Annotated in this window: 25 protein-coding genes; 15 read left to right on the top strand and 10 right to left on the bottom strand. The window is 69.8% G+C overall.

Annotated features, from left to right (window positions below):
* Positions 1-19: 19 nt before the first annotated feature.
* Positions 20-1,087, top strand: a complete 1,068-nt coding sequence (locus P2L57_RS34465; RefSeq protein WP_275821457.1) for a Zn-dependent alcohol dehydrogenase — start codon at positions 20-22, stop codon at positions 1,085-1,087.
* 83 nt (positions 1,088-1,170) lie between these two features.
* Here the strand turns inward: P2L57_RS34465 and P2L57_RS34460 are convergent, their stop codons facing one another.
* From P2L57_RS34460 to P2L57_RS34450, 3 genes are all read right to left on the bottom strand, one after another.
* Positions 1,171-1,800: a flavin reductase family protein gene (locus P2L57_RS34460; protein WP_275821455.1), complete on the bottom strand. Its 630-nt coding sequence runs from the start codon at positions 1,798-1,800 to the stop codon at positions 1,171-1,173.
* Positions 1,801-1,861: 61 nt separating this feature from the next.
* Positions 1,862-2,818, bottom strand: a complete 957-nt coding sequence (locus P2L57_RS34455) for an enoyl-CoA hydratase/isomerase family protein (protein WP_275821453.1) — start codon at positions 2,816-2,818, stop codon at positions 1,862-1,864.
* A 67-nt stretch (positions 2,819-2,885) separates the two neighbouring features.
* A complete protein-coding gene (locus tag P2L57_RS34450) occupies positions 2,886-5,099 on the bottom strand; it encodes an acetate--CoA ligase family protein (protein WP_275821451.1) in 2,214 nt (737 codons plus the stop codon).
* Positions 5,100-5,299: 200 nt separating this feature from the next.
* Here P2L57_RS34450 and P2L57_RS34445 point away from each other — a divergent pair, with 200 nt between their 5' ends.
* From P2L57_RS34445 to P2L57_RS34435, 3 genes are read left to right on the top strand one after another with little or no spacing between them, the layout of a single operon-like run.
* The gene (locus tag P2L57_RS34445; protein ID WP_275821449.1) at positions 5,300-5,749 is read left to right on the top strand and encodes a DoxX family protein; all 450 of its coding nucleotides are present in this window, start codon (positions 5,300-5,302) and stop codon (positions 5,747-5,749) included.
* 29 nt (positions 5,750-5,778) lie between these two features.
* Positions 5,779-6,225 carry a Zn-ribbon domain-containing OB-fold protein gene (locus P2L57_RS34440; RefSeq protein WP_275821448.1) on the top strand — a complete coding sequence of 149 codons (447 nt, stop codon included), beginning with the start codon at positions 5,779-5,781 and terminating at the stop codon, positions 6,223-6,225.
* A 4-nt stretch (positions 6,226-6,229) separates the two neighbouring features.
* Complete coding sequence (locus P2L57_RS34435; RefSeq protein ID WP_275821446.1) at positions 6,230-6,793, top strand: GNAT family N-acetyltransferase; 564 nt, start codon at positions 6,230-6,232, stop codon at positions 6,791-6,793.
* 83 nt (positions 6,794-6,876) lie between these two features.
* Here the strand turns inward: P2L57_RS34435 and P2L57_RS34430 are convergent, their stop codons facing one another.
* On the bottom strand, positions 6,877-8,067 hold the full coding sequence (locus P2L57_RS34430) for a thiolase C-terminal domain-containing protein (protein WP_275821445.1): 1,191 nt from the start codon (positions 8,065-8,067) through the stop codon (positions 6,877-6,879).
* Between the two features lie 132 nt (positions 8,068-8,199).
* On the opposite strand from P2L57_RS34430, the gene P2L57_RS34425 reads away from it, so the two are divergent.
* Both P2L57_RS34425 and P2L57_RS34420 read left to right on the top strand, forming a co-directional pair.
* Complete coding sequence (locus tag P2L57_RS34425; protein WP_275821506.1) at positions 8,200-9,444, top strand: acyl-CoA dehydrogenase family protein; 1,245 nt, start codon at positions 8,200-8,202, stop codon at positions 9,442-9,444.
* Positions 9,444-9,935: a nitroreductase/quinone reductase family protein gene (locus P2L57_RS34420; RefSeq protein ID WP_275821504.1), complete on the top strand. Its 492-nt coding sequence runs from the start codon at positions 9,444-9,446 to the stop codon at positions 9,933-9,935. The genes P2L57_RS34425 and P2L57_RS34420 overlap by 1 nt, the downstream gene beginning before the upstream one ends.
* A 179-nt stretch (positions 9,936-10,114) precedes the next feature.
* On the opposite strand, the gene P2L57_RS34415 is transcribed toward P2L57_RS34420, so the two are convergent.
* Both P2L57_RS34415 and P2L57_RS34410 read right to left on the bottom strand, forming a co-directional pair.
* Positions 10,115-10,762, bottom strand: coding sequence for a TetR family transcriptional regulator (locus P2L57_RS34415; protein WP_275821443.1), 648 nt, complete (start codon positions 10,760-10,762; stop codon positions 10,115-10,117).
* Positions 10,763-10,766: 4 nt separating this feature from the next.
* Entirely contained in the window at positions 10,767-11,567 is an 801-nt protein-coding gene (locus P2L57_RS34410) for an SDR family oxidoreductase (RefSeq protein ID WP_275821441.1), read from the bottom strand.
* Positions 11,568-11,636: 69 nt separating this feature from the next.
* On the opposite strand from P2L57_RS34410, the gene P2L57_RS34405 reads away from it, so the two are divergent.
* The 5 genes from P2L57_RS34405 (at position 11,637) to kbpA (ending at position 16,074) form a co-directional block, all read left to right on the top strand.
* Complete coding sequence (locus tag P2L57_RS34405) at positions 11,637-12,440, top strand: enoyl-CoA hydratase family protein (RefSeq protein ID WP_275821439.1); 804 nt, start codon at positions 11,637-11,639, stop codon at positions 12,438-12,440.
* Positions 12,437-13,327: a CoA transferase subunit A gene (locus tag P2L57_RS34400; protein ID WP_275821437.1), complete on the top strand. Its 891-nt coding sequence runs from the start codon at positions 12,437-12,439 to the stop codon at positions 13,325-13,327. Before P2L57_RS34405 ends, P2L57_RS34400 begins: the two co-directional genes overlap by 4 nt.
* Positions 13,324-14,118, top strand: coding sequence for a CoA-transferase subunit beta (locus P2L57_RS34395; RefSeq protein WP_372516049.1), 795 nt, complete (start codon positions 13,324-13,326; stop codon positions 14,116-14,118). The genes P2L57_RS34400 and P2L57_RS34395 overlap by 4 nt, the downstream gene beginning before the upstream one ends.
* A 2-nt stretch (positions 14,119-14,120) precedes the next feature.
* On the top strand, positions 14,121-15,188 hold the full coding sequence (locus P2L57_RS34390) for an NAD(P)H-dependent flavin oxidoreductase (protein WP_344184180.1): 1,068 nt from the start codon (positions 14,121-14,123) through the stop codon (positions 15,186-15,188).
* Positions 15,189-15,282: 94 nt separating this feature from the next.
* Entirely contained in the window at positions 15,283-16,074 is a 792-nt protein-coding gene (gene kbpA, locus P2L57_RS34385; RefSeq protein ID WP_275821433.1) for an AfsK-binding protein KbpA, read from the top strand.
* Between the two features lie 67 nt (positions 16,075-16,141).
* Here kbpA and P2L57_RS34380 read toward each other — a convergent pair whose 3' ends face one another.
* On the bottom strand, positions 16,142-17,293 hold the full coding sequence (locus P2L57_RS34380) for an acetyl-CoA C-acetyltransferase (protein WP_275821431.1): 1,152 nt from the start codon (positions 17,291-17,293) through the stop codon (positions 16,142-16,144).
* A gap of 94 nt (positions 17,294-17,387) precedes the next feature.
* Here P2L57_RS34380 and P2L57_RS34375 point away from each other — a divergent pair, with 94 nt between their 5' ends.
* The 3 genes from P2L57_RS34375 (at position 17,388) to afsK (ending at position 22,343) form a co-directional block, all read left to right on the top strand.
* Positions 17,388-18,599 carry an acyl-CoA dehydrogenase family protein gene (locus tag P2L57_RS34375; RefSeq protein ID WP_275821429.1) on the top strand — a complete coding sequence of 404 codons (1,212 nt, stop codon included), beginning with the start codon at positions 17,388-17,390 and terminating at the stop codon, positions 18,597-18,599.
* Entirely contained in the window at positions 18,596-19,636 is a 1,041-nt protein-coding gene (locus P2L57_RS34370; RefSeq protein ID WP_275821427.1) for an acyl-CoA dehydrogenase family protein, read from the top strand. The genes P2L57_RS34375 and P2L57_RS34370 overlap by 4 nt, the downstream gene beginning before the upstream one ends.
* A 226-nt stretch (positions 19,637-19,862) precedes the next feature.
* Positions 19,863-22,343: an outer membrane protein assembly factor BamB family protein gene (gene afsK / locus P2L57_RS34365; RefSeq protein ID WP_275821425.1), complete on the top strand. Its 2,481-nt coding sequence runs from the start codon at positions 19,863-19,865 to the stop codon at positions 22,341-22,343.
* A 52-nt stretch (positions 22,344-22,395) separates the two neighbouring features.
* Here the strand turns inward: afsK and P2L57_RS34360 are convergent, their stop codons facing one another.
* From P2L57_RS34360 to P2L57_RS34350, 3 genes are read right to left on the bottom strand one after another with little or no spacing between them, the layout of a single operon-like run.
* On the bottom strand, positions 22,396-23,157 hold the full coding sequence (locus P2L57_RS34360; protein ID WP_372516048.1) for an enoyl-CoA hydratase/isomerase family protein: 762 nt from the start codon (positions 23,155-23,157) through the stop codon (positions 22,396-22,398).
* Positions 23,154-23,618 carry a Zn-ribbon domain-containing OB-fold protein gene (locus P2L57_RS34355; protein WP_275821423.1) on the bottom strand — a complete coding sequence of 155 codons (465 nt, stop codon included), beginning with the start codon at positions 23,616-23,618 and terminating at the stop codon, positions 23,154-23,156. Before P2L57_RS34355 ends, P2L57_RS34360 begins: the two co-directional genes overlap by 4 nt.
* Positions 23,619-23,624: 6 nt before the next feature.
* Positions 23,625-24,773: a lipid-transfer protein gene (locus P2L57_RS34350; protein WP_275821421.1), complete on the bottom strand. Its 1,149-nt coding sequence runs from the start codon at positions 24,771-24,773 to the stop codon at positions 23,625-23,627.
* A 121-nt stretch (positions 24,774-24,894) separates the two neighbouring features.
* Between P2L57_RS34350 and P2L57_RS34345 the strand changes: the two genes are divergently transcribed.
* Entirely contained in the window at positions 24,895-26,481 is a 1,587-nt protein-coding gene (locus P2L57_RS34345; protein WP_275821419.1) for a FadD3 family acyl-CoA ligase, read from the top strand.
* The last annotated feature ends 16 nt before the right edge of the window (positions 26,482-26,497 follow it).

Below are 26,497 nucleotides of genomic sequence, written 5' to 3'. Positions count from 1 at the left end.
TGGAGAGGGAACGGTGGGTATGAGAGGTGTCATCTTCGACGGCGAGCAGCCGCGGGTCGTCGACGACCTCGCGGTGCGCAGGCCTGGCCCGGGCGAAGTCGGCGTCCGCATCCAGGCCGCCGGCCTGTGCCACAGTGACCTGTCGGTGATCGACGGAACGATCCCGTTCCCGGTCCCTGTAGTACTCGGCCACGAGGGCGCGGGCGTCGTCGAGGCCGTCGGGGCGGGCGTCGGCCATGTCGCGCCCGGCGATCACGTCGCGCTCTCCACGCTCGCCAACTGCGGTACGTGTGCCGAATGCGATCGCGGCCGTCCGACCATGTGCCGCAGGGCGATCGGGCGTCCAGAGCGTCCGTTCGCCCGCGGCGGTGAGGAGCTCTACAACTTCGCGGCCAACTCCGCCTTCGCGGAACGGACCGTCGTCAAGGCGGTCCAGGCGGTCCCCATCCCGGACGACATTCCCTTCACCTCCGCCGCGTTGCTCGGCTGCGGCGTCCTGACCGGCGTCGGTGCCGTCCTCAACCGCGCCAAGGTCGGTCACGGCGACTCGGTCGTCGTCATCGGTACCGGGGGCGTCGGCCTGAACGTCATCCAGGGCGCACGGATCGCCGGGGCCCGGCGCATCGTCGCCATCGACGCGAACCCCGTGAAGGCCGCGGTCGCCCGACAGTTCGGTGCCACCGACTTCATCGACGCCTCGCAGGTCGCGGACCCGGTCGAGGCGGTCCGTGCGCTGCTTCCCAATGGCGCCGACCACGCCTTCGAATGTGTAGGGCATGTCCGGCTTGTCCGCCAGGCCATCGATCTGCTCGACCGGCATGGTCAAGCCGTACTCCTCGGCATGCCGCCCGCAGACGCCGAGGCGTCCTTCCGCGTCTCTGCGATGTACCTGGACAAATCCATTCTCGGTTGCCGATACGGGTCGTCACGCCCGCAGCGGGACATCGCGCTGTACGCGGAGCTTTATCGGCAACGGCGGCTGCTTCTCGATGAGTTGGTCACCAAGACCTATCCGATCGAGGACTTCGCCAAAGCCGCTGACGACACGCATCATGGGCGCGTGGCTCGGGGTGTGCTCACGTTCTGAGGTTCCGAAGTTCTGAAGGGAGCCCGGGGAGCCCGCACCGCCCAGACCTTCGTGGACTCCTCCTTGGGCCGCTCGGCGCGGTTCTAATGTGAGACGGTGCCGAAGCGGCCACGGTGGAAGAGGAGCGGTGATGCCTCTTGCGGCCCTTGGTGCGCGGTGCCGAGAGCGGCCACGTGACCGACGACGATGAGGTGGTCGCCGCCGGTGTGGACGGCGTGGATGGTGCAGTCGACCCATGCGGGAACCGCGGCGATCAGCGGCGCCCCGGTCGCGGGCGCGGCAGTCCACTCCACGCCCGTGAACTTGTCGCCACCGCTGACGGCGAAGGCCCGGCAGAGTTCGCCCTGATCGGCGCCGAGGATGTTGACGCAGAAGACACCGGTGCGGGCGATACGCGGCCAGCTGGCCGAGGAGCGGCCGACCATGAAGGCGACCAGCGGCGGGTCGAGCGACAGTGAGACGAACGACTGGCAGGCGAAGCCAGCGGGACCATGGCCGTCGTCAGGTGTGGCGGGCGCGGTGATGACCGTGACACCGCTGGCGAAGTTGCCCAGCACGCGTCGGAATTCGCCCGGATCGAGTGGTGCTCGCTCATCCTCCCGCACCGCCCGCAGTTCCGGCCGTGGCATCGCTTCGACGGGTGCGGCGGATGTCGGTGCGCCGACCGACCTGAGGTAGCGGACGGCGGTGGCCGCCATCCCTGCGTGTCCCATCACATCCATCATTGAAACTGATAGTCCGTCAGATTAGAAGAGGTTGTGGCGCCGCCGCCGTTCAGCGGCCCCGGAATTCCGGGTCGCGACGTTCGATGAAGCCGCGGATGCCCTCCTGGGCGTCCGCCGTGGTCATATTGATCTCCTGCGCGGCGGCTTCGGCGGCGAACGCGCTGCCTCGGTCCGATTCCAGCGAAGAGTTCACCAACTGCTTGGTGAGCGCCAGCGCGCGGGTGGGTCCGGAGGCGAGCCGGTCAGCCCACTCACGGGTGGCTTTCTCCAACTCCCGTACGGGAACCACGCGGTTGACCAGGCCCAGCCGTTCCGCGGCGTCCGCCCGGAGATCGTCACCGAAGAACATCAGTTCCTTGGCGCGCAGCGGACCGATCAATCGGGGGAGTAGATACGTTCCGCCTCCGTCGGGGACGAGACCGCGGCGCACGAACACCTCGATGAATTTCGCGGTGTCGGCCGCGATGACCAGGTCGCAGGCGAAGGCGAGATGGGCCCCGATACCGGCGGCAGTACCGTTCACGGCCGCGATCACGGGCTTGTCGCAGTCCAGCACGGCGGCGATCAGCCGCTGGGCCCCTTGCCGGATGGTACGGGCGACGTCGCCCGCGATGCGCTCGCCTCGGCCTGAGCCGGGTCCCGTGCCAGGGCTTGCCGCTGCTCCCGAGCCGGGGCTTGCGTCAGGGCTTGTGCCTGGTGCGGAACCGGTGCTCGCCCCTGCCCCGGAGCCGGCGCTTGCCGCCGCTCCCGAGCCGGTCGGCGTGTTGCCGCGCAGGTCGGCTCCGGCGCAGAAGGCCCGTCCGGTCCCGGTGATCACCACGGCCCGGATCAGCGGATCGGCGGAGGCGTCCGCCAGCAGGCGGATGAGGCGTTCACGCTGGTCCCAGGTGATCGCGTTCATCGCCTCCGGCCGGTTCAGGGTGATCCACGAGACGCCGTTGTCAGTGGCCTGGAGTACAACTGAATCGACGGACGGACCGATGGATTCTTCGGGGGAGGAAGTCATGAACGTCCTTGGCAGCAGTCGGAAGGCTCGGCCGCCCACGCCGTATCGGCCGGGCGCGGGACGCGGCTCACCGGCACACCGCGAGCGCGTCAAGCGCCACCGCGCCCTGGCCGCGCGGCAGCACCATCAACGGGTTGATATCCAGTTCGGCGAGGCCGTCGTCGAGTTCCATCGCCACGCGTTCCACGCGCAGGACGACATCCACCAGCGCGTCGGTATCGGCGGGGGGTCGGCCGCGTACGCCGTTGAGCAGGGCGTGTCCGCGCAGCTCACGAAGCATCGCGTGGGCTTCCTCCGCACCGAACGGGGGCACCCGGACCACTGTGTCCCGCAGCACTTCGACGAGGACGCCGCCGAGCCCCACGGTCACGGTGGGCCCGAACAGCGGGTCGCGATTGACGCCGACGACCATTTCCACGCCCTGTTCGACCATCTGACAGACCAGTACGCCATCCAGAGCGATATCTGCGAAGCGGGCGATGTCGGTCAGCTCCCGATAGGCATCACGTACCTGGCTGGCCGAGGTCAATCCCACCTGGACCAGCCCGAGTTCGGTCTTGTGCGCCAGCTGGGCGCCGGAGGCCTTCATCACGATCGGGTAGCCCACCAACCCCGCGGCGCGAACCGCTCCGGCGGCGCTGTTCACCAACTGCTCGCGCGGCACCCGGATTCCGTACGCCCGCAGCAACTGCTTGGCCGCGTGCTCGCTCAACTGCTGTCCCTCGCACAGCAGTGCGCCGGCCTTGCGGGCGGATGGGGAGAGCGTGCGCGGTGCGTCCGTGAACGGAGACCGGTAGTCGGAGACGAAGCGGTGGTGGTCGAGGTAGGCCTTGACCGCTCCGACACAGTTGCCGAAGGTGCGGAACGTGGCGACCTTGGAGGAGCCGAGGAGGGTACCGCGATAGGCCGCTTCGGTCCCCACCGGCGAACCCCACACCACGCACACCAGCTTGTCCGTGCCTTCGGCCGCGTCCACCAGGTCCTGCGCGAGCTTGTCGCTCATGGGCGGGAACGGTCCGGTGATCGGGCAGATGAGCACGCCCACGGACGGGTCGGCCAGGATCGCATCGATGATCTTGCGCCCGCGCCAGTCGCCGACGGGATGGCCGCCGTTGTCCACCGGATTGGCCACGTTGAGGTACTCGGGTATCCACTGGTGCAGCTCGGTCTGCTTCTGCTCGGACAGTATGGGAAGCGGCAGGCCTGCCGCGCTGGCCAGGTCGGAGAAGTGTGCGCCGGTGCCGCCGGAGATGGAATAGACGACGACACCCTCGGCGCCCGGCGGCTTGGCGCGGGCCAACAGATGGGCGGTGTCCTGGAGTTCGTCCAGACCGTTGACGCGGATGACGCCGAACTGTTTGAAGGCGGCGTCGGTGACGGCGTCGGAACCGGTGAGCTTCCCGGTGTGCGAAGCGGCCGTGCGGGCGCCGGTTTCGGTCCTGCCGACTTTGATCGCGACGATCGGAACCTTGTTTCGGGCCGCTCGGTCGGCGGCGAGCATGAACGACCGACCGTCCTTGAGCCCTTCCACATATACGGCGATCGCCCCGACCTCGGGCTGTTCGGCGAAATACGAGATGAAGTCCGCGGATTCCAGATCAGCTTCGTTGCCGGTGGGTGCCCAGTGGCTCAGTCGGATACCGAGTTCCTGGAGGGTGAAGACCGGGCGCCCCTGGTGGCCTGACTGGGTGATCAGCGCGATGGCCGGGCCTTCCAGGTCGTCGCGGATCCGCTCGAAGGCGTTGAGGTTGGTGTTCGGCCCGAGTAGTCGTAGCCCCGAGCGGGTTACGGCCTCGGCCAGCCGCTGCTGGGCAGCAGCGCCCGCGGCACCGGTCTCGGCGAACCCGGAGGCGAACGCGACGGCGAACTTCACCTTGGCTTCGCCTAGTTCCTCGATTAACGGAAGCGGGTCCGAGACCAGCAGGACGGCGAGATCCACCGGTTGCGGCAGTGCTGCGATGGACGCGTGGCATGGGAGGTCGAAGACCACCTCGCGTCCCGGGTTCACGGGGAAGAGCCGGGCGCCGACGCGGTCGGCCCAGGCCATGAGCTGGCGGGTGATGCCCGTATTCGGCTTGCCGGTGCTGTCCGAGGCTCCGATGACAGCCACCGTGTCCGGGTGGAAGAACCGGTCAAGGTCCGGCACGGGGGCGTACAGCGGTCTTCCGCTGACGTCGAGGTCCGCCGCGCCGTGCACGGCGGGTCCAGGACGCTCGCCGCAGGCCACGGCCCGCGCCGCACGGGGGTCGGTGCTGAGGCTGCCGTGTGTCGATCCAAGCATGGGTCCCGCCCGCTCCTGGTGCACAATCGACTGAACTGACGCATAGTCAGATTACTGAATTGATCCAGCGGCAGGAACTGGTCGGCAGGGAAAGGTTCCAGAGGCCCCATGCTTGCCGGGCTGACCGGAGCCCTCGTGGTCGGCCGGGATGGGCGACGCTGAGCTGATGGAACATCAGGCGCAGAGGGAGGAGTTCCGGGGTGCACACGATCTGGCTGAGTGGTGGCGATTGGCTTGCCGTGCTACGCATAGGCCTGGGCCTGTGGTGGTTGGAGAGCTGGCGGCACAAGGACAAGAAGGCCTGGTTCGAACGCGGCACGGGCATCGCATGGGCGGCGGACATCGCCGGGAAGCACCGCTGGGCCTTGGTGCGAAGTGGCTTCACCGCCGCCGTCGCTCCGCGCCCCAAGATGATCGCCTACGTCGTGGTCTATGCCGAACTCGCCCTCGGGCTGGGGCTGACCTTCGGCCTGCTCACACCGATTGCCCTCGTGGGCGGGCTGGCACTGAACCTCATCTATCTGGTGCTGATGATCCACGACTGGGCCGAGCAGGGGCAGAACTCGATGATGGCGCTGGTATCAATGGTGGGGCTGTTCGCCATGTGCTGGCAGCACTGGTCGTTGGACGCGGCATTCGGACTCTTCTGACAGCGGGATCGCGGCAGAAAGGGCAGCCAATGCCGACAGGACGGTACGACCTTCCCGAGATCGATGCCTTCACCCGGCCCTACTGGGACGCGGCGGCCGAAGGCCGGCTGCTGATCCGCCGGTGCCGGGACTGCGGCGTCGCGCATCACTATCCACGTGAGTTCTGCCCGCGCTGCTGGAGTGACGCGGTCGACTGGGAGCGGGCGTGCGGCCGGGCCACGCTCTACACCTGGTCGGTGGTCCATCTCAACGATCTTCCGCCCTTCGGTGACCGGGTACCGTACACCGCCGCCGTGGTGGATCTGGCCGAGGGGCCGCGCATGATGACGGAGATCGTCGACTGTGCGGAGTCCGAACTGTGGATCGGCGTCGACCTGCGGGTGGCCTTCCGTACTGGAACCGATACCGGCATGCCCGCTGGTGGCGCGGGGCACGCGGTCCCCGTATTCCGCGTGGCCGGTACAGGTGTTGAATGAGTGCATGCTGCGACCTGTCGAACTTGAGGCCTACGGACTGACGTTGCGCCCCTGGGAGGAAGCCGATGTGAAGGCCGCTCTACGTGGGTTGTCGGATCCGGACTTCAACCGGTGGAACACGCCGTCGGTGCGCATCGAGGACGAGGAGGGCGCCCTGAGGTTCATCCGCAGCCGCAGGCAGGGTTGGCTGCGCGGCGACATGCTCTCGTTCGCCGTGGCCGAGGACGGCGAGGTCCGTGGCCATGTCGCTGTGCAGCTGTCCGATCCGCGGATGCGCAACGGGCGGGTCGGTTATTGGGTGATCAGGGAGAACCGCGGGCGACGCATAGCGTCGCGGGCTCTGGAGACGCTCACCCGTTGGGCGTTCCGCGATCTGGGTCTGCACCGGATGGAGTTGGGACACGATCTCGACAATGAGGCGTCCTGTGCGGTAGCCCGCCGGTGCGCGTATGCCTACGAGGGATTGCTGCGTGGGGCGCGGATCGATCTGGACGGCGTTCCCCGTGATCTGCATCTGCACGCCCGACTCGTCATCGATCCGGCACCCGAGGCCCCGTCCGCTCCCTGAAGGCCGAAACCAGCTGGGGCGGCAGCGGATGGAGGATCAAGGTCGGCTGAACGGCGAGGTCAGCGCACCCGGCGCCGGGTATGTCAGTCACGCCCCAGGACGATCGTGCCCGAAGAGCAGAACCAGCCGCCGGTTCCGGAGGCGACGGCCAGTCGCGGCAGCCGCCCATCCCCCTTGCGTACCTGGTGAGCGCCCGCCTCACCCCTCAACTGCCGTACGGCTTCCACCAGAAGGAACAGTCCCCGCATACCGGGGTGGCAGGCGGACAGCCCACCGCCGTCGGTGTTGACCGGGAGTTCGCCGTCGGTCTGCAACCGTCCCTTCGCGACGAACGCGCCCCCCTCTCCCTTGCCGCAGAAGCCCAGGTCCTCCAGCGTCACCAATGTCATGTACGTGAACGCGTCGTAGATCTGCGCGACGTCGACCTCCGACGGGCGGATCCCGGCCCGCCCGAAGGCGAGCCGCCCGGAGACCGCAGCGGGTGAGACGGTGAAGTCGTCCCACTCCGACATCGTGGTGTGCGATGCGCACTCGCCGGTGCCGAGGATCCAGACCGGGGTCCTCGCTGTGTCGGGTACGTACTCCTCGGCGGCGAGCAGCACCGCGCAGCCGCCGTCGGAGCGGATGCAGCAGTGCAGCTTGGTGAACGGGTCGGCGATCACCGGGCCGGACAGCACCTCGTCGACGGTGATCGGCGTCCGGTACATCGCGTCGGAGTTCCGGCTGGCGTTCGCCCGTGCCTGGACGGCCACTTCGGCGAGCTGTTCCAGTGTCGTGCCGTACTCGTGCATGTGGCGGCGGGCGGCCATCGCGTACTTGGCGATCAGCGTATGTCCGTAGGGCACTTCGAACTGCAGGGGGCCGCGGGCGCCGAAGGAGAGATTGGCGGTACGGCGTCTGGCCTTGAGATCCGCGCGGGCGGTGGAGCCGTAGACCAGCAGTACGGCATTGGCGTGCCCGGCGGCGATGGCGTCGGAGGCGTGCGTGGCCATCACCTCCCAGGTCGAACCGCCAACGGCGGTGGAATCGACCCAGGTTGGGCGCAGCCCCAGGTACTCGGCGACCTCGATGGGCGCCAAAGCGCCCAGTCCCGCCGATCCGAAGCCGTCGATGACCGACCGGTCGAGTCCGCAGTCCGCCAGAGCGCGACGGGCGGCCTGTGCGTGCAGGGTGTACGGGGTGGCCTCGTCAACGCGACCGCAGTCGGCCAGGGCCACGCCGACGATGGCGACCTTGCGTCGGTTTCGGGGTATCGCCGGTGACGCGTTCGACATTGGACTGACGGTACATCAGATTCTGCGCGGCGCAATGTGGCCGTCGCGCGCCTCTGTGCCCGAGTCACTCGACTGCCTAATATGACGAGGCGTCAGATAGTGGGCTGGTGGCATGCCTGGAAGGACCCGCAGATGGATGCCGCGTTCACCGAGGAACAGGACGAGATCCGGCGCACCCTGCGCGAACTGCTGCACAAGCGCTGTGGTCCGGACGACGTGAAGGCGGCGTGCCGCACTCCCGCCGGATACGACGAGGGTCTGTGGCGGCAACTCGCCACCCGGCTCGGGCTGCCGGGCTTGGCCCTCCCGCCGCGCTACGGGGGCGTCGGCTGCGGCCCCACCGAGCTGGCGCTCGCCGGCGAGGAGACCGGCCGGGCCCTGCTGCCCGCGCCGCTGCTGGCCAGTTGCGTACTCGTCGCACCGCTCATCGCCGAGCTGGGGAGCGAGCGGCAGCGGGCCGGATATCTGCCGCGCATCGCCGCTGGCGAGCTGACGGCGGCGCTGGCCGTGTCGGAGCCGGTGGGTACCGTCCTCGCGCTGACCGGGCGGAACGACGGCGCCTGGTCCGGTGGCGGCCGGGCGGGCGGTATACAGGCCCGGCAGGCTGAGGACGGCTGGCGGCTCCATGGGCAAGCCGACCAGGTGCTGGACGGGCACAGTGCCGGGCTGCTGCTGGTCGCCGCGCACACCGGCGGTTACGTACGCAGCCGGACCCTCCTGTTCGTGGTGGAACCGACCGGGCTCGGGGCGTCCGGACTCACCCGCACCCGTCTGACCTCGCTGGACGAGACCCGCCCGCAGGCCCGTGTCGAACTGCGTGATGTGGCCGCCGTACCCCTTGGCGGTGACGCCGGGCCGACGCCGGACGAGCTGACGGCGGCACTGCTGCGTACGGGCGGCCTGGCGGCGGCGGTGCTGGCTGCCCAGGCGGTGGGAGCGGCGGACTTCGCACTGTCCAGCACGGTGGAGTACGTGCGGGTCAGGGAGCAGTTCGGACGGCCTGTTGGATCGTTTCAGGCGGTCAAACACCGCCTCGCCGACGGCTATGTGCGGGTGCAGGCGGCACGCTCGGCCGCGTATTACGCCGCCTGGGCGGCGGGCGGCGGTGCCCCGGGGGAGAGCGGCGGGGAAGACGGTATCGGGGTCGCCGGACCGCTCGCGCTCGCGCAGGCGCTGGAGGCGCTGAACCATGTGGCCGGGGAGTCCATCCAACTGCACGGCGGGGTCGGGTTCACCTGGGAACACCACGCGCATCTGTACTTCAAGCGGGCCGCCGCCGATGAGTTGATCTTCGGCCCCGTGCATCGGCTGAGGGCGCACGCCGCACAGCGGGCCGGACTGTTCGATGCCGGTGTGCTCGAAGGGGCGGTCGCGTGATGGCGCGGGGCGGGCCGCTGGGCCGTATCCGACCGGTCATCCAGACGTTCTCGTCCAGCCGGGCCTTCGCGAAGGTCGCGCCGCATGTCATCCCTGCGCTGGACAGACTTCTCTACCGGTTGACGGGCGGAAAGGTGCTGCTGGGTGCCCGCATGCTGACCAGTGCGGTCCTGACGTCAACGGGAGCGCGCAGTGGGCAGCCCCGGCACACCCCGTTGGCCTGTATGCGGGCCGAGGACGGCACATATGTGCTGGTGGGCAGCAATTTCGGGCGTCCAGGTCACCCTGCCTGGACCGGCAATCTGATCAGGAATCCCCAGGCCCGTATCAACTGGAAGGGCCGTGACATCCCGGTCACGGCCGCACTCCTCGAAGGGGCGGAGCGCGCGCAGGTCTGGGAGGCCGTGGTGCGCTTCTGGCCACCGTACGCGTCGTACGCGGCGCGGGTGGAGCGTGAGATCAGGCTGTTCCGGCTCACCCCGCGCGACTGATCGGTTGCCAACGGCAGCTGCGACGGAGCGGCCAGCGAGTACGTCCACATGCCGACGCGGGCGCCGGACCGGCTACCTCCCCCGAGGGCCGGCCGACGCCCGCGTGAATGTCTGGCAGGACATGGCAGGACGAACTGGCGACGCGGCGGTGAGCCGACCGCCGAATGGTGCTGGAGCTGCTACTTGGTCGGCTTCTTACCGGTCACACCCAGGTGCACAAGGAGCGCCAGGTTGGGCTTGAGCTCGGCCTGCTTGACGCCCCAGGACTGGAAGCCCTTCTGGTGCGCGGCGACCGCGGCGAGCATCGCGACCAGCGAACCGGCGACTGCCGCCGGATTGACCGACTTGTCGACCCGGCCCTTGTCCTGGAGCTCCTTGATGGAGTCGGTCAGAGAGTTGGTGACGGCGTTGAGGATCTTCATACGGATCTTGTAGAACCGTTTATCCCCTTCCGCCGCGCCAAGGTCGACGACGCGCAAAATCGCGTCGTTCTTACGCCAGAAGGAAAGGAACCCGTCGACGAGGTCCTCGGCGGCGGCCCAGGCGGGCTTGCCCACCCAGGTGCGCCCCGCGACCAGATCGGTGAGGGTCGCTCCTTCCTTGGCCATCTCCTCGGCGAGTTCGAGGACAGCGCCCTCGACATCGGGGAAGTACTGGTAAAACGTTGCGGGGGAGGTACCCGCCATCCGGGCGACGTCGATGACCTTGACGTCCCGGTACGGCGAAGTGCTGAGCATCTCGCTGAGGCATTCGAGCAGCTTCTGCCGCGTCGCCTGCCCGCGGCGCCCTGCAACTCGGCCGTCGACGGTGCGAACTTGTCCTGTCATGCCGTCAGTTTACCTTCGGGTGATCAGTGCGCGATTCGGCTGCGTGCAAATGGGGAGGGAGCTCCCCTCCGCCATGAATCTGCAGGTCAGCGCCGGTTATATAGCGTGCGCCGGCCGATGCCAGAAACAGCACGGGATCCGCGATCTCGTCAGGGGAGGCCAGTCGGCCCATGGGAATGGCGGCTGCCAGCGCCCGTCGGGCGGCTCCGTCTCCGTAGTGACCCGGCGAATGCTCCGATGGTGCACCTGTGCCGTCCTCGGTCAGGACCAGGCCCACGACCAGGCAGTTCACCCGGACCTTCGGGGCCCACTCGGCGGCCAGAGAGCGGGTGAGCGAGGACAGGCCCGCCTTGGCGGCCCCGTAGGCGGCGGTGCCGGGGGAGGGGCGGACCCCGCTGACGCTGCCGATATTGACGATGGATCCGCCGCCGTCCTGCTCGCGCATGATCAGGTTCGCCGCCTGCGCGCAGTAGAGCGGCGCCAGCAGGTTCAGCTCGATGATCGCGTGGGAGAACCGCGGGGAGACGGTGGCCGCCTCCGCGTACGGGGAGCCGCCCGCGTTGTTGACCAGTAGATCGAGGCGTCCGTACGCGCCGCGCAGTCCGGCGAACAGTCCGCTGACGGCGTCCGGGTCCCGTACGTCGGCTGGAAAGAAGGTGATGCCGTCCGGCAGCGCGTCCGGCTGCCTGCGGCCGCAGACGGCGACCTCGGCGCCCGCCGTTCGCAATCGCTCGGCGATCGCCCGGCCGATACCGCGAGTGCCGCCCGTTACGAGCGCGACTTTCCCTTCCAGGCCATCCGTCACGTCGGCTATCGTGCCAGACTAGCTGACGGAACGTCAGATAGCGCTCAAGTCGGCGTGGAGGAAGGGCTGATGGCGATATGGGTGGCACGCCAGGAGCTGGGCATCGCGGAAGTGGTGATCGACGCTCCACCAGTCAACGCACTTGATGCTTCAGGGTGGTTTGAACTCGCTCGTGCGCTTAACGCGCAGGGCTCGGAGCCCAGCACAAGGGTGCTGATTCTGCGGGCGGAGGGCCGGGGCTTCTGCGCGGGCGTCGACATCAAGGAGATGCAGCGCCCACCGCGCGACGGCGAAGGAGCGTTCGACGCGTTGATCGGTGTCAACGCCGGTTGCGCCGCCGCCTTTTCCGCGGTGTACGACTGCCCGGTCCCGGTGATCGCCGCGGTGCACGGCTTCTGTGTGGGAGGCGGGGTGGGTCTGGTGGGCAACGCGGACATCGTGCTCGCCTCGCATGACGCGTACGTGGGGCTGCCCGAGGTCGACCGCGGCGCCCTGGGTGCGGCCACGCATCTGGCCCGGTTGGTGCCGCAGCAGCGGATGCGGCACATGGTCTACACCGCGCAGCGCGCCACCGCCGCCGAACTGCACGGATACGGTTCGGTGCTCGCGGTCGTCGACCGCGACAAGCTGCGTGACACCGCGCTGGAGGTCGCCGCGAGCGTCGCAGCCAAGGACGCGGTCGTCATCCGTGCCGCCAAGCAGTCCCTCAACGGCATCGATCCCGTCGACGTCAAACGCTCCTACCGCTACGAACAGGGCTTCACCTTCGAGCTCAACCTGACCGGCGTCAGCGACCGGCTGCGCGACGACTTCGTCCGAGGGAACGGCGCTGTCCCCGGGCGGAACAGCGCGCCACAAGGGGAGGGCACGTGACGGACAAGCGGATGACTGCCGACGAGGCCGTCTCGCGCGTCGAGGACGGCATGACGGTCGGCATCGGCGGCTGGGGTTCGCGCCGCAAGCCCATGGCGCTGGTACGCGCACTGCTGCGCTCACCGGTCAAGGATCTGACCGTGGTCTCCTACGGCGGGCCTGACGTCGGCTTGCTCTGTGCGGCGGGCAAGATCCGCAAGGTTGTCTACGGCTTTGTGTCGCTCGACTCGATACCCCTCGAACCCCATTTCCGGGCGGCCCGTGAAGCGGGCGCGGTGGAGGCCCTGGAACTGGACGAGGGCATGTTCCTCGCCGGGCTGCGGGCGGCGGCGCTGCGGCTGCCGTTCATGCCGGTGCGCGGTGGGATCGGCTCGGACGTGCGGCGCAACGCGCCCTTCCTGCGTACCGTCGCCGACCCGTACGGGAGCGGGGACGAGGTGATGGCCGCGCCGCCACTGGAACTGGACGTCGCGCTGGTGCACGCCAACCTCGCCGACGCGCGCGGCAACGCGGCGCTCACCGGGCCCGACCAGTTCTTCGACGACCTGTTCTGCCTGGCGGCGAGGACGGCGTATGTGTCAGCGGAACGCCTCGTACCCACCGCCGATCTGCGACAGGAGGCGGGCTGCCTGCACTCGCTGGTGATCCACCGGCATCTGACCACGGGCGTGATCGAGGCACCGCGCGGCGCGCACTTCACCGAGTGCCCGCCGGAGTACGGGCGCGACGAGGCGTTCCAGCAGGCGTACGCGAGGGCGGCGGCCGACCCGGAGAGTTGGGCCGTCTTCGCGGACCGCTTCCTCAGTCACCCTGATGAGCCGTCGTATCAACAGGCTGTGGACGAATTCCGGGCCGCGACGAGAGAGCATGCGGGAGGCGCTCGGTGATCACCACCGCGACCCGTGCCGAGATCTGCGTCGTCGCCTGCGCGGAGGCCTGGCGCGGTGACGGCGAGATCCTCGCCAGCCCGATGGGGGCGATACCGACCATCGGCGCCCGCCTGGCCCGTGCCACGTTCGCGCCGGACCTGGTGCTGACCGACGGACTCGCCCAGGTCATCGACGGTGACGTGGCGCTGGGCGCGCCACCTGACGGCCTCACCGTCGAGGGCTGGCTGCCGTACCGTGCGGTGCTCGACCTGCTCGCGAACGGGCGCCGTCACGTGATGATGGGCCCGGCACAGATCGACGCGTACGGAAATGCCAACATCTCCTGCGTAGGCGAGTGGGACCGCCCCAAACGCCAGCTTCTCGGTGCGCGCGGCGCCCCGGGCAACACCGTCAACCACGCCACCAGCTACTGGGCGCCGCGGCACAGCCCCCGCGTCTTCACCGCCCACGTCGACGTCGTCTGCGGTGTCGGCAATGACCGGGCGGCCGCGCTGCCCGGTCCCTCAGCCCGCTTCCACGATCTACGGCGGGTCGTCACCAACCTGTGCGTACTGGACTTCGATCCGCACGACGGGCGGATGAGGCTGGCCTCCGTTCATCCCGGCGTCACGGTCGCGGAAGTTGTCGAGGCAACAGGTTTCGATCTCGGTGGCGCAGAAGGCACGGGGGAGGTGTTGACGGGCACCGCCAACGCGCCGACGACCCGTGTCCCCGCCCCCGAGGAACTGCGTCTGATCCGCCAGGTGCTCGATCCGCGCTCGTTGCGGGACCGCGAGGTTCCGGCATGACGCTGCGCACCCGGCTGACCGCCCTGATCGGCATCGACCACCCGATCGTGCAGACCGGTATGGGGTACGTGGCCTATCCACCGCTGGTCGCGGCGACCGCCCGGGCGGGCGCCCTGGGCGTACTGGCCTCGGCCACCATGGCGTACGGGGAACTGGAGACCGCGATCGCCGAGGTCAAGGTGGCGGCGCCGGACCGCCCCTTCGGCGTCAACCTGCGATCCGACGCCCCCGACGCCGCAGAGCGGATCGACCTCATGGGCCGCGAAGGCGTGCGCGTCGCCTCGTTCGCGCAGGCGCCCAGCCGCGAACTGATCAAGCGGGCACACGATCACGGGATGATCGTGATCCCCTCGATCGGTGCCAGACGGCATGCCGAGAAGGTCGCCGAATGGGGGGTGGACGCGGTCGTCGCACAGGGCGGCGAGGGCGGCGGCCACACCGGTCCGGTGCCGACGACCCTGCTGCTGCCGCAGGTCGTGGACGCGCTCGCGGGCTCGTCCGTCGTCGTCATCGCGGCGGGCGGGTTCTTCGACGGCAGAGGTCTGGCCGCCGCCTTGGCCTACGGTGCCGACGGCATCGCGATGGGCACCCGCTTCCTGCTCACCTCGGACGCACCGGTGCCACGCGCCGTACAGGACCGCTACCTGTCCGCGGACGTCACCGGGACCACCGTGACGCGTGAGGTGGATGGAGTGCCGCACCGGGTGCTGGCCACCGACTTCGTGGCCTCCCTGGAGCGCGGCGGGCCGCTGGTGCGCTATCCGCGCGCGGTTCGCAACGCCCTGCGCTTCGCGCGGATGTCCGGAACACCGCTGCGCGCGATGGTGCGTGAGGGGCGCGCGATGCGGGGTGCGCGCGGGCTGAGCTGGCCGCAGGTGTTGATGGCGGCCAACACCCCGGTACTTCTGCGCGCCGCGATGGTGGAGGGCCGCGCTGACCTGGGTGTCATGGCCACCGGACAGGTGGCGGGGGTCATCGACGACCTCCCGCCCTGCGCGGAGTTGGTCCGGCGCGTGGTCGCCGAGGCCGAGGAGCGGCTGGCGGCCGTCCACAGCGCCGTGACGCGTTGAGCGGATCGGTTATCCACAGGGCGGGCGTAAGCCGGGCACCCGGACTAGCGTGGCCAGCAAGACGACATCCCATCGCACGGGAGGACTCAGGGCCATGTCGGCGTTCGCGGAAGGTGCCCCTTGCTGGGTGGATGCGATGCTCCCGGATGTGGCAGCGGGCAAGCGCTTCTACGGGGAACTGCTCGGCTGGACATTCGAAGAGGGTGGTGCGGAGGGCGACTCCTACAGCCTGGCGCTGCACGACGGAAGCCACGTCGCGGCGCTCATTCCCAAGTTCGACGGACGCATGCCGACCACGTGGACGGTGTACTTCGCGTCCGAGGACGCGGCCAGGACCGCCGAGAAGATACGCGAGGCGGGCGGGCAGATCGTGATGGGCCCGGGGCAGGTCGGCGACTTCGGCACCATGGCGATCGCCGCCGATCCGAGTGGCGCGGTCTTCGGTGTGTGGCAGGGCGGCCGACACCAAGGCTTCGACAAGCGGGACGAGGTAGGGGCCTTCGGCTGGACGGAGCTGTACACGCGGGAGAAGGACGCCGTGGATCCCTTCTATCGACAGGTGTTCGGCTATGAGACCGAGCAGATAGGCGACGCGGGCGGCGACTTCGACTACGAGGTGTGGACCCTCAAGCGGGACTCCGAAATCCAGTACATCGCAGGACGCCTGCAGATGGGGCCGGACTTCCCGGCCGGGCTGCCCGCGCACTTCAGGGTCTACTTCGTGGTCGACAACTGCGACAACGCGGTCGCGACGGTCCGAAAGCTCGGCGGCAGGGTGAACACCGAACCGCAGGACAGCCCGCACGGCCGCTGGGCCTCGGTCATCGACGACCAGGGCGCGCACTTCACCGTCATCGACACGGCGACGAAAGTAGGGGAGATATAGCGACTGTCCGGCACAGCTTCGGAGCCGAGGTGCCACGGGTCGCGCCCATCGCTCACCGCGGGATCGGCTACAGACGCTCGATGATGGTGACGTTGGCCTGGCCGCCCCCCTCGCACATGGTCTGGAGGCCGAACCGTCCGCCCGCGCGCTCCAGTTGGTGCAGCAAGGTGGTCATGAGCTTCGCGCCGGTGGCGCCCAGCGGATGCCCAAGGGCGATCGCACCGCCGCACGGGTTCACCTTCGCCGGGTCGGCGCCGGTCTCCTTCAGCCACGCCAGCACCACCGAGGCGAATGCCTCGTTGATCTCGATGGCGTCGAAGTCCCCGATGGCCATACCCGTCTTGGCCAGAGCGCGCTCGGTTGCCGGAATCGGCGCGGTCAGCATGGCGATGGGATCGCCGCCGCGCACCGACAGATGGTGGACGCGAGCGCGCGGGGTGAGCCCGTGGTCCCGTACGGCCCGCTCCGAGGCGAGCAGCAGCGCCGATGCGCCATCGGAGATCTGTGAGGCGAGGGCGGCGGTGAGCCGTCCACCCGGTGCGAGCGGTTCCAGGGACGCCATCTTCTCCAACGAGGTGTCCCTGCGCGGCCCTTCGTCGACCGCCAACTCGGTCAGCGGAGCGGTCTCCTTCTCGAACCAGCCGCTGTCGATGGCGTGCACCGCCTTTTGATGGCTGGCGAGCGCGAGGTGTTCCATCTCCTCGCGGGAGATGTCCCATTGGCGCGCGATCATCTCCGCGCCGTGGAACTGGCTGACGGGCTGCTCCCCGTACCGCTGGCGCCAGCCGGTGGAGCTGGAGAACGGGTCGGCGAAGCCGTACTCCGCGCCGACACGGAAGGCCGCGGCGATGGGGATCTGCGACATGTTCTGTACGCCGCCCGCGACCACCAGGTCGCAGGTGCCGGACATCACCGCCTGCGCGGCGAAGTGCACCGCCTGCTGCGACGAGCCGCACTGCCGGTCGATCGTCACGCCGGGTACGTGTTCCGGCAGCCCGGCGGCGAGCCAGCAGGTGCGAGCGATATCGCCCGCCTGCCCGCCGACGGTGTCCAGGCAGCCGAAGATCACGTCCTCGACCGCCGCTGGATCGATTCCGCAGCGCTGGACCAGTGCCCGCAGCACATGCGCGCCCAGGTCCGCCGGGTGCACCGACGACAGGGCGCCCTTCTTGCGGCCCACCGGTGTGCGTACCGCCTCGACGATGAAGGCCTCTGCCATGACGACCCCTCCATGCAGGATGCTGGTGACGACCGCAGGGTGCTGGTGAAGCGCGCTCTTAAATCTGACGAGCCGTCAGGTTATGCTAGCGCAAGTGACGGACCTTATCTTCAGTGCGACCGAAGAGGACTTCCGGCGGGAGATACGGGACTGGCTCGCCCGGCATGTGCCGCGGGATCCCCTGCCGTCCATGGACACCCCGGATGGCTTCCGCGCGCACCAGCGGTGGGAGCGCCAGTTGTACGACGCCCGCTGGGCGGTGGTCAGTTGGCCGGAGGGCTACGGCGGCAGAGGTGCATCGCTCGTTGAGTGGCTGATCTTCGAGGAGGAGTACTGGCGCTCGGGTGCACCAGGCCGGGTAAGCCAGAACGGCATCTTCCTCTTCGCCCCCGCCGTCTTCGCCCACGGCACCGAGGAGCAGCGCCGCCGCATCCTGCCGCCGATGGCCGCCGGGGACGAGATCTGGGTACAGGGCTGGTCGGAGCCGGGTGCCGGGTCGGATCTGGCGGCGCTGCGGTCGCGTGCGGTTCGCGATGAGCGGCGCGGCGGCTGGCGACTGACCGGACAGAAGACCTGGAGCTCGCGCGGAACCTACGGACATCGGATGTTCGGCCTGTTCAGGACCGACGCACGGGCCGAACGCCAGCACGGCCTCACCTACTTCATGATCGACCTCGCGGCCGACGGCGTGACCGTGCGACCGATCCGGCAACTGGACGGCGAACCGGGGTTCGCCGAGGTCTTCCTCGAAGATGTCTTCGTACCGGACACCGATGTGCTGGGCGAGCCCGGGCAGGGCTGGAGCGTCGCGATGTCGACCACCGGCGATGAACGCGGCCTCCATCTGCGCAGCCCCGGCCGCTTCCTGGCCACCGCCGACCAGTTGGTGCGGCTCTACGGCCAGGTGAGCGTCGGCACGGCGGCGGGCACCGGCACCCCGGACGCGTACCGAGACGCCGTGGTGGACGCCTGGATGCGCGCCGAGGCCTACCGCCTCTACACCTTCCGTACCGTCACCCGGCTCGGCGATGGGCAGTCCATCGGGCCGGAGTCCAGCGTCAACAAGGTCTTCTGGTCCGAACTCGATCTGAACCTGCACGCCACCGCACAGCGGCTGCTGGGGCCGTGGGCGGAAACCGGCGGCCGCTGGCTCGACGGATATCTCTTCTCGCTCGCGGGCCCTATCTACGCGGGCACCAACGAGATCCAGCGCAACGTCATCGCCGAGCGGCTGCTCGGCCTGCCGAAGGAACCGAAGGGCAAGGCGTCCAGGGGGTTGGGCGGCGGAGGAGGGGCGGGCGGATGAGGCTGGGGCCGACGGCCGACGAGGAACTGTTCGCCCGCACGGTCCGGGCGCTGCTGGAGCGCCGTTGCACCCCGCGGGATGTCCGGGCGGGGTTCGCCCGTAAGCGGTGGGAGGAACTGGCGGAGACCGGGGTCACCGGGCTACTGGTGTCCGAGGAGCACGGCGGGCTCGGCCTGGGCGCGGGCGCGCTGGTGGCCGTCGCGGCGGCGGGGGGCAGGGCGTGCGCGCCGGAACCGGTGGTGGAGGCCGCTGTCGCGGCCGCACTGCTGGCCGGGGTGGATGCGGACCGCGCCGCCAAGTGGCTGCGCGAACTCGCGGCGGGCACCGCGGTCGCCGCGGTACGGCTGCCGGTCGGCGGGCCCCGGACGGGCGGCGGACCGGGCGCGGTACCCGTTGCGCATGCCGCGTACGCGGACCTCGTCCTGGTGGTGGACGGCCATGCGCTGCATGTCTGCCCGGCCGCCGACGCGTGCATCGGTCCGGTGGCAGGAGTGGATCCGGGGCGCGGTCTGGCTCATGTTGATATATCGACTCTGTCAGGTGAGCCGCCGGTAGCGCTGCGCGAGTGGACGGTCACCCGCGCCGGATGGCTCGGCGCGATCGGGGCCGCCGCCGATCTGCTCGGTGCCGCCCGCGCGATGCTTGAGCTGACCGTTCGGTACGCCGGGCAACGCGAACAATTCGGGCGGGCGATCGGCTCGTACCAGGCGGTCAAGCACCTGCTGGCCGATGTGCTGATCGCGGTGGAGTTCGCACACCCCGTCGTACTGCGCGCCGCGTACTCGTTCGACCACGACTTGCCGTCGGCCGGGCGGGACGCGGCCATGGCCAAGGTCTTCGCCTCCGACGCGGCGGATCTGGCGGCCCGGTCCTGCCTTCAGGTGCACGGCGCGATCGGCTACACCGAGGAGTGCGACCTCGTTCTGTGGTTGCGGCGGGTCTGGGCGCTCTCCGCGGCCTGGGGTGACGCCGCTCACCATCGCGCCGCCGTCGCGGCGGACCTACTGGGCCCCGCACCGGCCCCGCCATGCCCATAGGCGGCGTAGGCAACCTGCGGCGGTGAGTGCGCGTCTGTATCACAACGTGGGCGTACCAGCGGACGCAGAATCGTTTCGTCGTACCGTACGGCGCGCTCGGAACCGCCCCGGGTTCGCAACCGGAGCGCATCCCAGGAAGAATCAGATCCCGTACCCCGGGACGGTTGGCGGTGAGACGCTGCCCGGGGCTGCAACAATTCGGGGGGTACGGGGAGGTGGCAGGGCAGTGGTGGAACAGCTGACGCAGCACGACCCGAGACGGATCGGCCCATTCGAGGTCCTCGGGCGGCTCGGCGCCGGCGGCATGGGTTTGGTCTATCTCGCCCGCTCGGCGTCCGGTCGACGCGTGGCGATCAAGACGGTGCGTGCCGAGCTGGCGGAGGACCAGCTGTTCCGGGTCCGGTTCACCCGCGAGGTCGAGGCGGCGCGCGCGGTGAGCGGCTTCTACACGGCCGCCGTGGTCGACGCCGACCCGCGGGCGGCCGTGCCGTGGCTCGCCACGGCCTACGTACCGGCCCCTTCGCTCGAAGAGATAGTCAATGAGTGCGGGCCGCTGCCGGCCCAGGCGGTGCGCTGGCTGGCGGCCGGAGTCGCGGAGGCACTGCAGTCCATCCACGGCGCCGGTCTTGTGCACCGGGACCTCAAACCCTCCAATGTCCTCGTGGTGGAGGACGGGCCCAGGGTGATCGACTTCGGCATCGCCAGCGGTGTGTCGAACACTCGGCTGACCATGACCAACGTGGCCGTGGGCACGCCCGCGTACATGTCGCCGGAGCAGGCACGCGACTCGCGGAGCGTCACCGGAGCCAGCGACATCTTCTCGCTCGGCTCGACGCTGGTCTTCGCCGCGACAGGACACGCGCCCTTCCACGGTTCGAACCCGGTCGAGACCGTCTTCATGCTGCTCCGCGAGGGACCGGACACCACAGGACTGCCGGATGAGCTGCGGCCGCTCATCGAGTCGTGCATGCGCATGGAGCAGGAACGGCGGCCGACCCCCGCTGATCTGCAGGCCCAACTGGCCCCCCACCTGTTCTCCTCCGCCGACGACGGCGGATCGGTTTCGGCGTGGCTGCCCGAGCGCGCGGTCGCGGTCATAGAGCAGCGCAGCGGCCGTCGGCAACGGGCCGCGGCCGACGCCGCGGCCAATGTCGCCGCCGCCAACGCCGCCGTGGCCGCGGGCCATGACGCCCCGGCCGTCCCCGTGGCACCGCCGGTGCCCGAGCAGGCGCCGCCCGCGCAAGTGGGCGGCGGGCGCCATGCGAGCCCCGAACGCGGCGCGGAGCACGGCGCGGACGGCCACCCGGCGCAGTCCGCCGGACCCGTGCAGCTCGCCGGTTCCGTCCCGATCGGGCCGGGCCCGCTGGCGGCAGACGGCAAGGACCCACGGGGAACGCAGGGTGCGCCGCCGGCTCCCGGTATCGACTGGACGGCGCGCGGCCGGGCCCCGGCACCGGCGCCGGCCGGCGCGGTCCACGGCGTTGGCGCGCCGTCGGCGCACGCCGCGGTGCCCGTGCAGCCACCACCGCAGCCGCTTGCCCCGCAGGCCCGGCCGTCCCGGCATGCCGCCGAGGGGTACGACGAGCGGGACGCGCGCTGGCGCCCCTGGCGCTTCCGCATGTCAAACGACGTGTGGGGCACACCTGTTGTCGCCGGAGGCCGCCTTTACGTCACCTCCTTCGAGGTGCACGCGCTGGACGTGGCCACGGGACAGCGGCAGTTCAAGACACGTGACGTCGCCTGGACAATGGCCATCGAGGACGGCCTGATCCACGCCTCCGACGGTCCAGGCCTCTACGCGCTGGACGCGACCGACGGCGGCGAGCTGTGGCGCATCGCCGTCGACGGCTGGGTGTACTCGCTCCAGGTACAGGACGGCACGGTCATCACCGGTACCCGCGGCGGAGGCGTCCAGGCGTGGGACGCGGCGGGCGGGGAACTCCTGTGGGAACGAAGCGGCGCCCAGGCCGACTTCGAGTCCCCGGAGTCGGGCCCGGCCCTTGTGGACGGCGCGGTCTACTACCGCGGCGGCGGACTGCTGCACGCGCTCGACGCCCGCTCTGGCGCCGAGCGTTGGGCATACCCGCTGGGCGACGGCGAGATGGCCGCCGGGGTCGCGTCCGGAATGCCGGTCCGGCCAGCCGCCGGCGGCGGGGCCGTGTACGTCACCGCGGGCAGCCGCGTACTGGCGCTGGACGCCGGAGAGGGCACCGAACGCTGGCGCTTCGACGCCCCGGCGGTCATCTTCGCGCCTGTCACACACGCTCCGGGCGGTGTGTACGTGGTCGACTACCTGGGCACGGTGTACGCCCTGGACGCGCGCTCCGGTGTGGAGCGATGGCGTGTGGCGACGGAGGCCCGGCAGTCCGTTGAGCCGGTCCTGGTCTCCGGCGGACTCGTACACCTCGGCAGCGGCGGTGCGCTCTACACGCTGGACGCGGTTTCCGGCGCCCCCCGATGGCGGTTCGCCACACAGGGCGAGATCGTCGGCTCTCCGGTGGCGGCGGACGGCCGCCTCCACTTCGGGTCGGTGGACCACTGCCTGTACACCGTTGACGCGGCGAGCGGCCAGTTGCGCTGGAAGCTTGAGACGGGCGGCGAGATCACCGGCTCTCCGGTGGCCCGGGACGGAGTGGTGTACGCGTGCAGCAAGGACCGGTGCGTTTACGCGCTGGACGCGGTCAAGGGGACCGGCTCCCGCCGGTAGGGCGCCTTCCCCGCGGTGCGTTCGGGTGGGCGGTCCGCCGGGCCGCCCACCATCAGCGCACCCGGTGGTCGCCGCGGCGCGCGCGGAAGAGTTCCTGCTGCCGTTCGGGGGGAAGGTTCCCGAGGGTGACGAGATGCGGTGCGCCCGCCAGCGCGAGCGATCGCCCGGCGGCCCGCGCCGACCACACGGCGCGCACCGTTCCCTGCACCGCCTCCGTCGGGTACGACGCGACAACGCCGGCCGCCCGCACGGCGGCGGCCAGCAGCTCGTCGCCCGGCACGACCTCCGACACCAGCCCGGTCTCGTACGCGCGCCGCGCGCCGATCCGTTCCGCGGTGCCCATCAGGGACATCCGCATGACCTCCCCGTACGGCATGCGCTGCGCCATGCCGATGGATTCGTAGGCGCTGACCATGCCGTACGCGGTGTGCGGGTCGAAGAAGGTCGCATGGTCGGCGGCGATGGCGAACTCGCACTCGCCGAGCAGGTAGAACGCACCGCCGCAGGCCATGCCGTTGACCGCGGCGATGACCGGTATCCACAGGTCGGCCGACTTGGGGCCGATCCGGAGCAGCGGATCGTCGATCGCGTACGGGGACGGCGGCTGCGGAATCACACAGGAGCGGTCAAGACCGGTACAGAACGCCTTGTCGCCCGCGCCGGTCAGCACGACCGCCCGTATGTCGGGGGACATCCGGAACTCCCGCCAGGTGGCGCTGAGTTCCTCGCACATCGTCAGGTCGATGGCGTTGTGCCGGTCGGGCCGGTTGAGGGTCACCACCGCGACGCCGTCCTTCGTGTCGACGGTGATCACGGACGCTCCAGCAGCCAGCGAGGGACGGTGACGCCCTCCGGGATCTCATGGAAGCAGGCCCGCACGGCCGCGCCGATCCGCAGACGGGACGTATCCACCGAGTTCAGCGCCGCGGCGGGTGCGGCGACCACGTTGCCGACCAGCCGGATCCCCGGGTCCTCGGCGAGTTCCACGATCACCGCGTTGTACGGCGCCTGTGCCGCGTACCCCGGCAGTAGCGGTGGGTGGGGCAGGACGTAGGACCAGATCCGGCCGCGGCCGGACATCGCGCGCCATGCGCTGTCGAAGGACTGGCAGTGCGGGCAGCACGGCCGCGGCGGGAAGCGCAGCCGTCCGCACGCGCCGCAGACCTGGACGCGGAGTTCGCCGCGCGCGGCGAACTCCCAGAAGGGCGCACCGTCCTGGTCCGGTACGGGCAGCAGCAAGCCGTTGTCAGTGGTGGCCTTCATGATGGAGGACATGAACGCTCAACTCCTCAGGAGAAGCGCGGAGGTTGGCACGCCTTCGCCTGCCGTGACCAGACATGTCGCCGCGTCCGGAACCTGTGCGGTGGAGGTACCGCGCAGTTGCTTGACGCCCTCGGTGATCAGGTTGAAACCGTGTACATACGCCTCGGACAGGCCGCCTCCCGAGGTGTTGAGCGGTAGTCGTCCGCCGATCTCCAGGGCGCCGCCCTCGGTGAACGCACCTCCTTCACCGCGGGCGCAGAAGCCGTAGCCCTCCAGGGAGAGCGGGATGAGCGGGGTGAACGCGTCGTAGATCTGCGCGACGTCGATGTCGTCGGGGGTGATGTCGGCGGTCTTCCACAGCTGTCGGGCCGCCGTCCACGCGGGGCCGCAGAGCGGGTCGTCGTTCCAGTAGTTGACCATGCCGTGGTGCTGGGTGGGCAGCGCCTGGGCGACGGAGTGCACATAGACCGGCCGGCGGCGGCAGTCACGGGCACGGTCGGCGCTGACGACGACGCATGCCAACGCACCATCGGTCTCCAGGCAGTTGTCGAAGAGGCAGAGCGGTTCGCTGATCCACCGGGACGTCATGTACATCTCGCGAGTCAGCGGGCGCTCGTACATCATCGCGGCCGGGTTCTGGTTGGCGCGGTTGCGGCAGGCGAGGGCGACATTGAAGAGGTGGTCACGGGTGACGCCGTATTCGTGCATATAGCGGCGGGTGAGCATGCCGATCTCGTCCGCCGGGCGCAGCAGCCCGAACGGCCGCGTCCACTGTGCGGGGGTGGGGAGTTGGGCGTGGACATCGGTCCAGGGGCGCTTGCCCGAGCCGCGTTTGCGTGACCGCCAGGCGACGCCGACGGTGGCCTGACCGGTGGAGATGGCGGCCGCGAGGTGGGCCACGGTGGCGCATGAACCACCGCCTCCGTAGCCGACCTTGGAGAAGAAGGTCACGTCTCCGGCGCCGATGGACTTGGCGACCTCGACCTCGTCGGTCTCCTCCATGGTGTACGAGGCGAACGCGTCCACCTCGGAGGGTTCGATTCCGGCGTCGTCCAGGGCAGCCAGTATCGCCCGGCAGGCGAGGGTCTTCTCGGGGTCGTCGAGTCGCTTGGCGAACGCGGTCTGGCCTGTCCCGACGATGGCGGTCGCGTCCTTGAGGGATGCCACCGGCGCCACCTCCTCGTGTCCAACGAGCCCGCTGGCCCTGGGCTGGCAGGGCATCAGAGTACCCATTAATCTGACGGATAGTCAGCTAGTTGGAGCCGCACAGCGGTGGGAGGCAGCGATTATGCGCGGTGACCTGGAGTTCGGCAGCGTCCCCCAGCTGGTGGTCGAGGCCGCACGGCGTTACGGGAGCCGGGAGGCCGTGGTCGACGGACGGACCCGGGTCTCCTATGCGGAGCTGGCCTCACGAGTGGAGCGGGCGGCGGCCGCCTGCGCCGCGTCCGGTGTCGAGTTGGGCGACCGGGTCGCCATCTGGGCTCCGAACACGCTGGATTGGATCGTCGCGGCACTGGGGGCGGTGAGCGCGGGCGGTGTCCTGGTTCCGTTGAACACCCGGTTCAAGGGCGCCGAGGCCGCTTATGTGCTGGGCCGCACCCGCGCCCGACTGCTCTTCGTCACCGGTGCGTTCCTCGGTACGTCGTATGTGGCGTCGCTGCGGCGCGCGGCGGGCGGCGGCCCGCCGGACGCCGCGGAAGGACCGCTGCCCGGACTGCCCCATCTGCGTGATGTGGTGGTGCTGGCGGAGGACGCGCCGCCCGACTTCCTTACCTGGAAGGAGTTCCTGGCGGGCGGCGACACCGTTCCGGCCGGGCGAGTACGGGCCAGAGCCGCGGCGGTACGCCCCGATGCCCCCTCCGACATCATGTTCACCTCAGGCACCACCGGTCACCCCAAGGGCGCTGTCATCACGCATACGCAGACCTTGCGCGTCTATGGAGTGTGGAGCGAACTCGCGGGTCTGACAGCGGACGACCGCTATCTGATCGTCAACCCCTTCTTCCACACCTTCGGTTACAAGGCGGGCATCATCGCCTGTCTGCTGCGCGGCGCGACCATGGTTCCGCAGTCCGTCTTCAACGTGGACACCGCACTGGCCAATATCGCCACCGAACGCATCAGCGTGCTGCCCGGCCCGCCCACCCTGCACCAGGCGATACTCGACCACCCGGTGCGCGCCCAACACGACCTGTCCGCACTCCGGCTGGTGGTGACCGGAGCAGCCGTGGTCCCCTTGGAGCTCGTCGAGCGGCTGCGCGGTGAGTTGAGGGTCGCCACCGTGCTGACCGCGTACGGCCTGACGGAGGCCTCCGGCACGGTCACCATGTGCCGCCCTGGTGACCCGCCGGGTGTCATCGCGTCGACGTGCGGCCGGGCCATCCCGGACACCGAGGTCAGACTCGCTGGCAACGGCGAGATCCTGGTGCGTGGCTACAACGTCATGTCCGGCTACTTCGAGGAGCCAGAGGAGACGGCGAAGGCGATCGATACCGAGGGCTGGCTGCACACGGGCGACGTCGGCGTGCTCGACGCCGACGGCAACATACGGATCACCGACCGCATCAAGGACATGTTCATCGTGGGAGGTTTCAACGCCTACCCGGCAGAGATAGAGCGCATCGTCTCCCGTCACCCCGATGTGCTCGAAGTGGCCGTGGTCGGCATCCCCGATGCACGGCTGGGCGAGGTCGGCAAGGCGTATGTGGTGCGGCGCCCGAACTCGACGGTCACCGGCGACGATGTGATCGCGTGGTCGCGACGGGAGATGGCCAACTACAAGGTGCCGCGCGAGGTCGAGTTCCTGGCGGAACTTCCGCGCAACGCCAGCGGCAAGATACTGAAGGGCGCGCTACGCGCCCGCCCTACGACATGACGGGGCGGCGGCGGAC

The organism is Streptantibioticus ferralitis (assembly GCF_029223525.1).
Classification (GTDB): domain Bacteria; phylum Actinomycetota; class Actinomycetes; order Streptomycetales; family Streptomycetaceae; genus Streptantibioticus_A; species Streptantibioticus_A ferralitis.
The sequence above is the reverse complement of the archived record's forward strand: the minus strand, read 5'-3'. Positions and strand labels throughout refer to the sequence as shown.